This window comes from Candidatus Hydrogenedentota bacterium, from assembly GCA_019637335.1.
In the GTDB taxonomy this organism is placed as follows: Bacteria; Hydrogenedentota; Hydrogenedentia; order Hydrogenedentales; family JAEUWI01; genus JAEUWI01.
The window spans coordinates 64,368-76,703 of sequence record JAHBVV010000028.1; the positions used below are offsets into that span (position 1 = coordinate 64,368).

Consider the following 12,336-nt stretch of genomic DNA (forward strand, 5'->3'; position numbering starts at 1 on the left):
GGGCATTTACGCCCTGGATGCGGCGTCATTCGTCTCGGTGTTTTCCTTTTTTTGAGCTTCCGGCACGCGCATTCGGTTCAGTCAGATGCGAGCGTTTTAAAACATAGGTTTAGTAATATAAACAAAAGATTTGAAATAACAACATAATTTATGTACTCTAATCGTCAGACGGCGCCATCGCCGTCCCAGCACCCCCGAATGCGACGTCCAACCGCGCGGGGCCTGGACTCCACATCGGCAGCAATTACGGAGGAAGACGGTCATGAGGAAGCATTGGATTTGGGCGGCGGCATGTGGCGCGGCGGCGCTGGCCACGCACGCGACGGCGAACGAGCCCGCCGATAAAGCCGCCTATATCGCCCCTGCGGTCATGCGGGCGGCGGGGGTGGATCTGAGCGGCGGCGGATTCGCCGGCGCGGATTTCGGCGCCTGGCTGGAGCGACCGGCCGGGGAGTTGGCCTTCCTGAATGGCGAATGGCAGGACCTCCTCGCCGAGTTGCACCGGCTGGGCGACGTCAGCACGCTTACCGGCAACGGCGTGGCCATGCATCTCGCCACGGGCCAGTACGACCCGATCCGGGGCGATGGCCCCCACGCGCTGGTGTTGAACGAGGGCCTCGATCTGCGGCTGTTTCCCGGCCGCTGGGAATTCGGGGTCGCGATTCGGCCCGGCGGCGCGGATCCCGCCGGATTCGCGTTCTTCGACGCCAGCGGCGCCCTGGTCCACCGCGTGCTGCTGACGCCGTCGAGCAACCTGGACGAGTTCGACGATATAGTGTCGCAGTTCCAGGGCGAAAAGCCGGCCTTTTCTCCTTCGAAGGAAGAGTCCTCGCCGCCGGCCCCGCCCGCGCCCGAAACCGGCGCCGCCCTCCTGGAGGATTGGCGCGCGCTGACCGACACCCACGATTTCTCCCGCATGCTCAACAAGCACCAGGTCTCCCGGACCGATGCGTTGCGGCTGGCCGAAGGCGAATTCACGGCCCGGCTTGACCTGGCTGGATATTCCTCACTATTCGGGACGCTGCTGGAGGACGAAATCTCCGTCGTTCTCTTCGTGCTGAATGACGGCTGCGTGCAGATCAGCACGGGGGCCCTGCGCGAAGTGGACCGTTCGGGGGAACTGCTACACCTCGTCGAGAAGGACAGCCGCACCCTGATCGCGCTGTCCGGGGTCAACGAAGCGTGGCGCGTCAGCAAGCCCACGGACCACGGCGTGATGCACTCGCTCGAACTGTATGGCCCCGAGGGCGAACCGGTGGTCTACATATTTGGCGCGCGGGCGGAAGACAGCGACACGAACATCAACAAGTGGAACGATTCCCTGTTTGCGCTCCCGGTCCCGGGGGGCGATTCGGGCGGCGGCCTGGCCGGGACCCCGGCGGCGGGCGAAGCCGCGTCGTCGGAACCGGAAAGCGCGGCCGAGCCGATCGCCGCACTGGACAGCGGGGGGGCGATCGACACCTTCAACCTGCCGCGCCGCGTGCGCTCGCAGATCAATTACATCGTAAAGCGCATGCTTGCATTCGACAAGAACGGCGACGGCAAGCTCTCGCAGGATGAACTTCCGGGCCGGATGGAGGGCCTGGTGGCGCGCGGCAGCCGCGATGGCGATGCATTCCTCGACGAAGAGGAGCTGACCCGGATGGCCTACGATCAGGTCATGAAGCGGGACGCAAAATCCGAGGCGGAAGCCGCCGTGGCGCGTAAGGAAAAGCAGTAGAACTTCGGCATCGCGCGCGCCGCCCCGCCGCCCCACGCCGCGGGGGGGAGGCCGCGCGATGCCGGCCAGAGTTCTCGGGTGGTATGCCCCCGCAAGGTATTGATGGAGGATCGGAACGTGTTTCATCTGGGAATCGCGCGGAGCGCGTTGCTCGCCCTGGCGATCGCGTCGCACGCGGCGCACGCCGGCGTGTATACCTATCACCACGAAAATGTGCTCGGCACGTATCTGGAGCTTTCAGTCAAGGCAGACAGCGATGCCGCGGCCGTCGAGGCGGAAGCGCGGGTGCTCGCCGAGATCGATCGCCTGGCCGGCATCCTGAGCCGCCACGACGGCGAAAGCGAATTTCGCCGGTGGCAGGCGCGCGGCGGATTCGCCACCGCCGTTTCAACCGATCTGCTGGCGGTGTTGCGGGCCTGCGACGATTGGCGCGCGCGCACGGGCGGCGCCTTCGATCCGGCCGCGGGCGCCCTGACCAACCTCTGGGACGCCGCGGCGCGCGTTGCGCGCACACCGTCGCGGGAAGAAATCGCCGACGCCCGCGACCAGATGGCGGCGGGCCGCTGGCGGCTCGATCCCGTTTCGGGTAGGGCGGCGCCGGGCCTGGAAGGGGCCGCCACGCTCGACGGGCTCGCGAAGGGCTACATCATCGACCGCGCCTGCGAGGCCGCGCTGGCGGGCGGCGCGGCCAGCGGTGTCCTGGTGAATATCGGCGGTGATCTCCGCGCGGCCGGCACGCTTCAGACCGAGGCGGCCATCGCAAATCCCTTCGACACCGGCGAAGGCGCCCCCCCGATCGGGCGGGCGGCGCTCCTGGACGGCGCCATGGCCACCAGCGGCGGCTACCATCGCTTCATGGAAATCGCGGGGCGGCGCTACTCGCATATCGTCGACCCGCGGACCGGCATGCCCGCCGAACGCGTGGCCAGCGCCACCGTCATCGCGCCCAGCGCCGCGGACGCCGACGCCCTCGCCACCGCGCTGAACGTACTCTCGCCCGAGGAGGGGACCGCGCTCGTGGAGCGCGTGGACGGCGCCGCCAGCCTGGTTATTGGCATGGACGGATCCGTCACGCGGAGCGCCGGCTGGCGCGGGCCCGCTCCGGACCGCGTCCGCCTGGCCGCGAACGGCCCCGCGGCGGCGCCCGCGGTGGATACCTGGGGCGCCCGGTTCTCGCTGAACGTGGATTTCGAACTGGCGAACCCCGAGACCGATGGCCGCTACCGACGCCCCTACGTGGGTATCTGGGTGTGCGATCACGAGGGCTTCCCCGTCCGCACCCTGCTGCTCTGGCGGCAGAAAGGCGGGCTCCGCTGGCTCTCCAGCCTGCGCGAGTGGTGCCGGGACGACCAGATCCGGGCCTTTGTCGATGAGACGGACCTGATCGAAACCGTCTCCCGGTCAACGCGACCGCCGGGGAAATACAACGTCTCCTGGGACGGCCTCGACGACGCCGGCAAGCCCGTGCCCTTCGGAACCTACACCCTGTACATCGAGGCCTCGCGCGAGCACGGCACCCACCAGGTAATGCGGGCGGAAATCGAACTGGGACCGGAAGCATTTACGAAGGAATTGGATGGCAATGTTGAAATCAACGGCGCACGCATCGACTACGGCCCCCGCGGCGCCGGCAAGTAACGGGGGCGCGGCGATCCCCGCGTCCCGGAATGGCACGAAGAGGGAAGCCCGGCCCGCGCGCGGGCGCCTCGCCAAAGCGATCCGCTGGCTTCATACCTACGTGTCCATGTTCGGCCTGCTTTCCGTGCTCTTCTTCAGCATTACCGGCATCACGCTCAACCACCCCGACTGGTTTTTCGACGGCGCGCAGTCGCTCCGTTACGAGGAAGGCCAGGTGGACCGCGCGTGGCTGGGCGGGCCGGAGGGCGACGACGCCGAGGCGGATCCGAGCGGCGTGGCGCGCCTGGAGATCGTGGAGCACCTGCGCGCCGCCCACGGAATCCGCGGCGCGCTGGCGGAATTCACCGCCGATGAATTCGAATGTACCGTCGCCTTCAAGGGGCCGGGATACAGCGCCGACGCCTACATCGATCGGGAGACGGGGGCGTACACCCTCACCGAAAGCTACGCGGGATTCGTGGCCGTCATGAACGACCTCCACAAGGGCCGCGACTCGGGCGCGGGCTGGAAATGGCTCATCGATATCTCCGCGGCGGTGCTCGCGCTCGCCTCCGCAACGGGTCTCCTGCTGATGATCTTCATCAAGAAGCGCCGCCGCTCCGGCCTCATCACCGCCGGCGTCGGCGGAGCCCTCCTGCTGCTCGTGTATTTCGTTTTTGTGCCGTAGAAATCGGCTGGGCCTGTCCTCGGCAAAGTGGGCCCCCACCGCAACACCACCTCCCTGGACCGAAGAATCCCGACGAATACAAAGGTGCGCGGACGGCTTGGGGCGGTTGAATGAGGGCGGACTCTTAACTTTTAACCACGAATGGACACCAATGCACACGAATGCGCCGGGGGTAGCGGCTGGCCGCGATCAGGAGTTGTGACCACGGATTAGGCAGCGCAGCCTCTGGCCGCAACCAAAGAAATGAGGCTCATCCGGTTTGAAGGTACATAGGCAACGATCGCGGCAAATATGAGTAGATTGCTCGATGCTCATTTCCGGGCGGCGCCGCTAAGAGCGGATACGAGATTCCTTGAACCTTGTCAGTAGTGCAGACCCGATATTCGGCAGTAGAACTGGATGCCAACGCACTCTTTCGGCCCGAAGGGCCAATGCAGTTTTCAGCCCTGGGCAACGCCCAGGGATTGAGCGGTGGGTTTCCTATGCGCCCTGAAAGGGCAGCGCAGTTGAACTTCAGAAGCGCTGGACCGGCTCACCACTGCGCTGCCCTTTCAGGGCGGGGATGCCGGTGCCCCCGTGTTCCCCGGGCGTTGCCCGGGGCTGGGAGCTGCACTGGCCCTTCGGGCCGACGGACCAGTCGATACGATTTCACCAACAGAGGCTCCAACCGGCATACATTGGCGGTTCCGGATAATTCGGGCACGGAGAAACGCCTATGAATAATCCCGTACGCTCAAACCGGATGAACCAGAAATGATCACCACGAAGGGCACAGCGCAGCCTCTGGCCGCAACCAAAGAAATGATCACCACGACGGGCACGAAGGTCACGAAGAAAAAAAAGAGAATAGCTTCAACCGCAGAGAACGCAGAGAGCGCATAGGGTGATTTCTTGTACGCAGATGGATTGGGTGGATGATCGAGAGCGCATTCTTAACCACGAATGGACACCGATGCACACGAATGCGCCGGGAGCGGCGGCCGGCCGCGATCAGGAGTTGTGACCACGGATGACACGGATGACACGGATAGAAAATGAACTCGGTCGTTGGGGTGTGCAGGCGGCTGCGTGCTGTTGCCAAGGTGGCCTGATCGGATTGTTCAGCATCGGGATTGTAGCGGGGTTGAGAGGGTGGCGGGCTGCTTCCTCTCGTTTGGTTCGGGTGTCGCTTCAATCCGTGTCATCGGTGTAATCCGTGGGCAAGAAAAGAATTTCGACCATGAAACGTGCGGAACGGCCCGGGAATTCTCCCTGGAGCTTTCGCTTCGCAAATGCTTTTACAGCAAACGGTTATATGGATCTTGAACGAAAGAACTTGCAGAAAAAACAAGAAAGTGACGGAGAGTAGTAGAGTAGTACAAAGATTCATTTCAACCGCGAATGAACGCGGATGAACGCGAATGAAGAAGTGATTGATTCGCCTTGGAATTCCGAGTGCCGCCACCGTTGAGTGCGACGAGGGTGACTACTTCAGACAGCTACTGAATTACCAAACGGCAAATATTCCGTGCGCGCCAACGTGGCCTCGGCGTTCCGCCTGAAACAACGAGGGCGGCGGGCCAATCGGCCCGCCGCCCTCACCTCGCTTTCGGGATCGCTCAGTCCGCGATATACGGGAAGGTCAACGTGCTGTAGCTGCGCACTTCCGTGTAGGCCTTGCCGTCATGGGCGCCCGAACGGCTCTCCACGACCCGCGCGCGGAGGCCGACCCAGCCGCCGGGTTCGATTGGAAAACTGGCCTGGCCCGCTGCGTTCGTTGTCGTGGTGGCCTGCTCATCGGCCCCGGGCAGGTTCACCACCAGCTCCGCACCCGACGCCGGTTTCCCGCCGTGAAGCACCGTGACGGTGAGGGAACCATCCTTCACGTCCGCCAGCACCTCCAGCGCCAACCCCGACGCCGCGCCCGCTTCCGCCGCGTTCCGGGCCGCCTTGGCGTAATACACCAGCAGGAACTCGCCGCCGCGTTCGATGACGCCGTAGTCCAGCGATCCGAGGAGCGCGGTTGTTTCGGGAGAAACGGAGGCCACGCGGGCGTCCTCGCCGCCCGCAAAGGCCACCTCCGCGCCGGAGTCCGTCTTCACGACCATGGGCGCGCTCCGTTCCTGGAGGTCGGGCGTGGTGGGCTCCAGCGGTTCCTCGGCAAAGCGCATGTGCGCGACATCGGGGGCGTTGGGCGGCAGTTCGAGGAAGATGAAGTGGGCTTGCGCCGATAGTGCGAGCAGGAATCCGAGGGTTGCGGCGGTCGTCATCAGTCTCATTTCAGCATACTCCATGGTTGTTGTTTGTAGAAATCTGATGTTTATAATACCAGCCAGAAAATAAATATTGCAAATCGTATGTTATATAAGCTAAACTAACGAAAGGAATGAGGAAGTCGTGCTCTGTTGCATTTGTTTCTTGTTCCCGTCATGCAACAAACCCAAGAAGGAGACATGGCATGAGGAGAAGAGGATTCACCCTGATCGAGCTGCTGGTGGTCATCGCCATCATCGGCATCCTGGCGGCTATCCTGCTTCCGGCTTTGGCCCGGACCCGGGAGGCGGCGCGCCGCGCAAGCTGCCAGAACAATCTCAAACAGATGGGGCTGGTGTTCAAGATGTACGCCAGCGAATCGAAAGGCGGCAGCTGGCCCGGCGTGACCTGCAATCACTTCCCCGTCTATAACTGCGACACCATGGAGCCGTGGCTGGACGCGGCGGGCGACCCGGTGTATGGCGGGCGTCTATACCTCTGGACGCCGCGCGTTGACAAGCTCTATCCGGAGTATTTGACCGACCAGGCGATCCTCTTGTGCCCTTCGAACGTCCGGGTGGATGCCGACATGCTCAAGAATCCGACGACCGGCGCCTGGGAGGGGCATGTGGGGTGCTCGACCACCAACGACCCGTGGACGTCGCTGCTGCCGGGGCGCGGGGCAGGGCTGACGGACTACAATTACTGGTACACGGGCTATGTACTGGATCGGACCAACGTGGACGATGCCCACGTGGCGTATTCGGCGACCAACCCCGTTCAGGTGCCCGCGCAGCTGAAGGGGGCCTACTTCGGCAACATCTACCGCACGCACGGTGTGCTTAATCCCGCGGATCGCGAAACCGACCAGCCGATGGACTTCACGGCGCACCCGGCGCTGGGGCAATTCCTGGGCCATGGGAACGCCGGCGGCAACACGCTGCTCAACCTGCGCGAGGGCGTCGAGCGGTTTATGATTACGGACATCAACAATCCCGGCGCGAGCAACCTGGCCCAGAGTTCCGTCTTCGTGTACATGGACGTGGCCAGCACCCGGGTCGACGAATTCAACCACATTCCCGGCGGTTCCAACGTGCTGTACATGGACGGCCACGTCGAATTCCAGCGCTACCCGGGCGAGGCGCCGGTCAGCGAGGGTTCGGCGTACATGATGTCCACCAAATACGACCGTTTCTAAGAAATCAGCAGCGAGGCGACATCGCGGGCGGGCGTTCCGGGAGGAGCGCCCGCCTTCTTTTCAGGCGGCCATGATCCTGGCGGCGATCGGCGCGCACTTCCCGATGGCGCGGGAGGGGCCCGGAAACGTGTTCGCCTGGACATCACCCGCGCCGGCGGTTGCGGGGCCGGAAGCCTGGTCAGAGTTCGTACAGGGTCCGGATCGAACTGTATTTTTCCAGCTCCATGAAGAGCGCAAAGCGCTTCCGGCGGAATAATGTGTCGTTTCTCACCTTATTCAGCTTCGCGAGCTGGCTGAGCAATAAGGTTTTCTCCCCGCGCCCAAAGGTCACGCTGGCTCCCGAGAAGAAACGCAGTTCGCCCACCGTCACAACGCGGCCGAACACGATGCCGTCGGGCGATGCCGTCCGGGAGAGCCCCCGGTCCACGATCTCAATATCCGGGCCTTCGTCGAGGAGGTCCTGGACCAGGATGGTGCTTTCCGGGCGGTTGACGCGCCTGATTTCATACAGGGATACCCGCCCGTCCACGGTGGCCCGCACCACCTCCCGCTCCAGGGGGAGGAACTCGTTTTCCGACTCGAGGACCGACTCGGCCCATACGCTGCCGTTGGCGCGCGGCTCGTAGAGCAGAAATTCGTAGAGACGGTCCGTAGCCTCTTCGTCTGGAAACGCTATGGTGTCGTCAATAACCTTGTATTTCAGTGCGCGCGCGCCGGCGAAAATCATCGCGCGGCCCTTTGCCCCATCTAGCAGTGCTTTCAGGAGCGCGGTGTTTGCCTTTCGCTGCGCCTCTCTCAGTTCATCGTAACGTTGCAGGTCCGCCAACGGCGCACACTCCTTCTCAGTCCATCCGGCGCGCGGCGCGCACGGTCTCCGGCAGCCGGCTACCGGCCCCAGAACTGTTCCAGCGGGTTGTGCAGCGCCACGCTCGCGTTCACGATGTCCTCGTAGCGATCCGGATCCTCGTGGAGGTAAAAGGGCATCAGCGCCATTTTTTCCACGTAAGTCGACCCGGGCCGCACGGTGATGCTGGGACCGCGCTGGTAGTCGCTGAACGGATAGACGAGACCCCGCGTGAAGTACGTGAGGGGCACGCCCCAGAAATGGTGGTAGTACAGGTAGTAGGCCGGGCGGTGCATGTTCGCTTCGCCGGAATGCGGGTTGAAGGACACAAGGTCCACGCTGATCGCGCCCGCGCCGTAGCCCTTCGCCTCGTTGGTCAGCGCGAGCCAGGGGACGTCCGGGTCCACGCGCGTCGCCCATTCGTCCTGCCAGTTCGGCCCGTGCAGCGTGCGCATGCGCTTGATGGTCCCGTTCTTTTCCTGCCACACAAAATGATCGATGAGGTGGGAATCCAACACGATCTCGCCGTTGCGGATGGCGTTCGCGTGAAAGGGGTCGCGCACCTCCATCGACGTCGTGACCTTTACGTAGGGCAGGCCGGCATAAAACGAATAGGTGACCGAGGCCCAGATCTGGGGCGTGTAGCCGGGCATCCGGCCGCTGTTCGTAATGCGGAACAGCAACGGCCCGCGCGTTGTCACCACGGTGCGCTCCGGCGGGTCCCAGGAGAAGGTGTGGCCCCAGAGGCCGTTGTCGCCGAAGGAATCCGGATTCCAGTGTAGTGCGGCGCTCAGGCTGTTCGTCAATTCGGGAACGGGGTTATCCGCGCGGCCCTTGAGGGTGAACGACGCTATCTGGCCGGACTTATCGTCGAGGTCGGCGATAAAATGCGCGTTTTCCACCCGCGCCCCGAGCGCCTCGCCCGTCACCTTCAGATCGTGCTCGCCCGCGGGCGGCGGCGGCGCGTCCGGGTTGTCGTAGAAGACGAGCAACAGTCCCTGGCCATTTGCGGGCACACTCGCCAGGGCGACGGCCTCGATAAACTGGCTCGGGTGCTGCAGGTAGTTCTCGTTGCTCGTGCCCGGCGGCGTTCCCGGGAAGCGGCCGTGGTTGAAGGTCTGAAATGGCGCCGGGCTGAACGCGTTGTCTTCGGCGCTCCATTGATGGACGCGCAGCTCCCGCGATAGATCGCCGCCATGCTCGGCCCGGGCCGTAATCGAGAACTCGACCGGTTCCTGGACGCGATCCAGGCCCGCTCTTTCGTGCAGCACGACCGACTGGTAGCGCCGCCACCCGTCCGGCCCGCCGCCCTGCATCGGGGCCTTCGCCTTGTATTGTTTTTCCACGGTGACGGGTTTGTCGTCCGCGCCAACCGCATCGATGGTCACGTCGATGGTGACGTCGGCGCCGTTATGCCACAGGCTCCGCGCCACGAGCACGACATTGTCCGCCCGCGCGCTTTCGCGCGTCAGCCAGCCGCTCTGCACGTGCGCAAAGCCATCCTTGAAGGCGTAGAACGACTCGCAGTCGACCCCATTGACCACGACCTTCTTGAAGGTCGCGGATTTCCCTTCGGTCCAGTCGCCCATGGGAACGACGATCTCGAAGTAGGGATGGGCCACCGCCGGCGCCACGAAGGTGACTTCCGATACCTGCTTCGGGTCGTAGGGCGTGTCGTAGAGCACCTGGCCATCGCCGACGTCCCGCCCGACCTCAACGTCAACCGCCACCTGGGTATGCCCTGGGAATGCCAGGAAGGCCAGCGCGGCGCATGAGAGCAGGATTGCCACCCGGCGCGCGCGCATCATTCGTGGCCTTCTTTCTGGACCTGCTCCTGGCTGCCGATCTGGCCCGGCACGCCCTCGTCGAACGGCATCGTCAGGATTGGCATGATCCAGCCGCGGGGGGCGCGCTTGTTCGTGGTCATCCACTCGCTCACGCGCAGGGGCGATCGGAGCTGCCGGTTCAGGCGCTCGATTTCCGCGAAGGGATTATCGCCTTCGGCGAAGCGGAAGGGCACCCACGCGTTGAGCTCGTAATACATGCTCCCCTCGCGCACTTTCATCAGGCGGGTCATGTTGTTGCCGGTGAAGGGGTACACCATCGGGCGCGACCAGTAGATCCACGGGCCATTCTGGACGTAGTAGAAGGGTTGCGAGACGCTGGCGGGATCCCCGAAGCGGTTCGTGTTTTCGTATTCCAGCGCGATGTTCGCGAAGCCCACGCCCTGTTCCCGGTTCACGAAGGCCATCCAGGGGGTGTCCGCCGGGATGTCCAGCGCTCGGACGGGATGTTCCTTCGAACCCTCAATGAGCATGTTCCGCACGACCCCGAGTTCATCCAGCCAGACAAATTCATTCAGCACCGCGTGGTTGAACACCATCTCGCCATTGCGGAGCGCCGAAACAAACACTTCTTCGTGCACCTCCATAAGCGAGGACTGGAGGATATAGGGCTGCCCGGTGTAGAAGGTGTAGGCGACATGCGCGGAGACGTTGTCCATGAAGGGCAGCATGGCGTGGCGCCGCGTGCGGTGCATCAGCGGGCCGGTGTCCTGCCTGAATTCCGGGCTCTCCCAGTCGCTCGCGTGCACCCAGGGCGTCGGGGGCGTGTAGATGCCCGGATTCCAGTGCACCGCGCCGTTTGTCTCCAGCTTGTGCTCCAGCAGCACCGGATCGCCGCCGTCGAGGATGGTCACGGTCTCGACCGCGCCGCTGTTGGCCGAGGTCAGCAGGCTGTAGCGCCCGTTGGTGATGGTCTGGCTCTGGCCGTCATGCTGCTCGACCTGGAGGTCGCTCTCGACGACGTTGGTATGTTCCGCCTCGTTGCCGAACACCACCTGGTAGATTTTCTTCTCGTACTGCTGGACATCCGCGAGAAACATGAACTCCACGGTCGTGGTCGGGTCGTAACGGCGGATCGGCTCGCCCGTCGCGGCGTCGATCTCGCCGGAGTTCAGCATCTCCTCGTCGCGCCATTCCGCCACGTCGATGATCTGGTGCGGCGCGACCACATAGCCATCTTCCCCCGCCTTCGGATGCGTGGGGTCGTAGGTAACGACCCGGATCTGGCTGTTTTCGGGGCCGAACTCGTCGGCGTAGGGCCCGATTGTCGCGTGGACCGGCTCGCCGTCGCGCCGGATGCCGGCGGTCTCGTGCACGATCAGGGAAATCACATAGGGCCAGGCCGAGCTCCAGTGCCCCCCCTTCGAAGGGGCCGTGCCGGACTGTTCGTACACGACCTCCGCGCCGTCGGCGCCGGTCACGGTGACCTTGATGGTGTGTGTCGAGCCGTTTGTCCACACACAGGGGGCCATAATGCGGAAATTGCGCGAGCCGTCTATCTCGCCCTTGTAAGTCTCGCCCTCGAGGCCCGGGCTTGCGGCGGCCGAGGCCGGATCCTGCGCACCCTCGTTGAAGAAGCGCGCGTCCCGGCTCCATTCGCCGTCCACCTCCACCCGCGTCACGGTCCCCGGCCCGATCGCTTCCTTGGCCAGCGTCAGCGTCACGTGGTGGTAGGGAAAATCGCCGCTCGGCATCCCGAACCCAAGCCCGCTGGCCGCCGCGCGCTCCGCCGGCGCCGCGCCCGCCGCGGAGAGCCTGAGCACCGCTCCGGCTTCCGTCGCCAGCGCCACCTCGACGGTATACTCGGCGCCCGTCTCCCAGCCTTCATAGACCGAGACGCTGATATCCTCGCTGCCGTGCACTTCGCGGTGGCCGTTGAAGATCCCGGCGTTCTTGACCAGGAACGCCTCGCGCGACTTCCCGTTCACCTTTACCTCGGTCACCACGCCGGGGGCCAGCGCTTCGCGGGGATAGCTGGCCGTCAGGTCGACGGTGTGCCGGGTGTCTTCGCGGACGGCGCTGAATTCGACCGACGCGGGCGCGCCGGGCACGCCGGTTTCGGCAAAGCCCGCGGGCCGTGGATGCCGCAACGTCTCCGCGGCGGCGAAACCCGCGCCCACCAGAATCAAGAGAGCCAGCAGGCAGGCAATCGAACGGGATGTCTTCATGGCGCATTCCTTCCTGTTCCAAAGG

General features: G+C 64.3%; 8 protein-coding genes. 4 read left to right on the forward strand and 4 right to left on the reverse strand.

Features of this window, described 5'->3' with window-relative positions; genetic code table 11:
* The first annotated feature begins 262 nt into the window (after positions 1-262).
* From KF886_22260 to KF886_22270, 3 genes are all read left to right on the forward strand, one after another.
* Positions 263-1,720 (forward strand): hypothetical protein, encoded by a 1,458-nt coding sequence (locus tag KF886_22260; protein MBX3180084.1) that lies wholly within the window; start codon positions 263-265, stop codon positions 1,718-1,720.
* Positions 1,721-1,837: 117 nt separating this feature from the next.
* Positions 1,838-3,358: a DUF2271 domain-containing protein gene (locus tag KF886_22265; protein MBX3180085.1), complete on the forward strand. Its 1,521-nt coding sequence runs from the start codon at positions 1,838-1,840 to the stop codon at positions 3,356-3,358.
* Entirely contained in the window at positions 3,303-4,025 is a 723-nt protein-coding gene (locus KF886_22270; GenBank protein MBX3180086.1) for a PepSY-associated TM helix domain-containing protein, read from the forward strand. The genes KF886_22265 and KF886_22270 overlap by 56 nt, the downstream gene beginning before the upstream one ends.
* A 1,598-nt stretch (positions 4,026-5,623) precedes the next feature.
* On the opposite strand, the gene KF886_22275 is transcribed toward KF886_22270, so the two are convergent.
* Entirely contained in the window at positions 5,624-6,283 is a 660-nt protein-coding gene (locus KF886_22275; protein ID MBX3180087.1) for a hypothetical protein, read from the reverse strand.
* Between the two features lie 179 nt (positions 6,284-6,462).
* Here KF886_22275 and KF886_22280 point away from each other — a divergent pair, with 179 nt between their 5' ends.
* On the forward strand, positions 6,463-7,455 hold the full coding sequence (locus tag KF886_22280; protein ID MBX3180088.1) for a DUF1559 domain-containing protein: 993 nt from the start codon (positions 6,463-6,465) through the stop codon (positions 7,453-7,455).
* Positions 7,456-7,633: 178 nt separating this feature from the next.
* Here the strand turns inward: KF886_22280 and KF886_22285 are convergent, their stop codons facing one another.
* From KF886_22285 to KF886_22295, 3 genes are read right to left on the reverse strand one after another with little or no spacing between them, the layout of a single operon-like run.
* Entirely contained in the window at positions 7,634-8,281 is a 648-nt protein-coding gene (locus KF886_22285) for a hypothetical protein (GenBank protein MBX3180089.1), read from the reverse strand.
* Positions 8,282-8,340: 59 nt separating this feature from the next.
* Complete coding sequence (locus KF886_22290; GenBank protein MBX3180090.1) at positions 8,341-10,107, reverse strand: hypothetical protein; 1,767 nt, start codon at positions 10,105-10,107, stop codon at positions 8,341-8,343.
* The gene (locus tag KF886_22295; GenBank protein MBX3180091.1) at positions 10,104-12,311 is read right to left on the reverse strand and encodes a hypothetical protein; all 2,208 of its coding nucleotides are present in this window, start codon (positions 12,309-12,311) and stop codon (positions 10,104-10,106) included. Before KF886_22295 ends, KF886_22290 begins: the two co-directional genes overlap by 4 nt.
* Between the last annotated feature and the right edge of the window lie 25 nt (positions 12,312-12,336).

Bases quoted from the DNA above. Each gene is read 5' to 3' on its own strand.
- KF886_22290 (MBX3180090.1), bottom strand. From the start codon at position 10,107: ATGATGCGCGCGCGCCGGGTGGCAATCCTGCTCTCATGCGCCGCGCTG.
- KF886_22270 (MBX3180086.1), top strand. From the start codon at position 3,303: ATGTTGAAATCAACGGCGCACGCATCGACTACGGCCCCCGCGGCGCCG.
- KF886_22275 (MBX3180087.1), bottom strand. From the start codon at position 6,283: ATGAGACTGATGACGACCGCCGCAACCCTCGGATTCCTGCTCGCACTA.
- KF886_22260 (MBX3180084.1), top strand. From the start codon at position 263: ATGAGGAAGCATTGGATTTGGGCGGCGGCATGTGGCGCGGCGGCGCTG.
- KF886_22280 (MBX3180088.1), top strand. From the start codon at position 6,463: ATGAGGAGAAGAGGATTCACCCTGATCGAGCTGCTGGTGGTCATCGCC.
- KF886_22295 (MBX3180091.1), bottom strand. From the start codon at position 12,311: ATGAAGACATCCCGTTCGATTGCCTGCCTGCTGGCTCTCTTGATTCTG.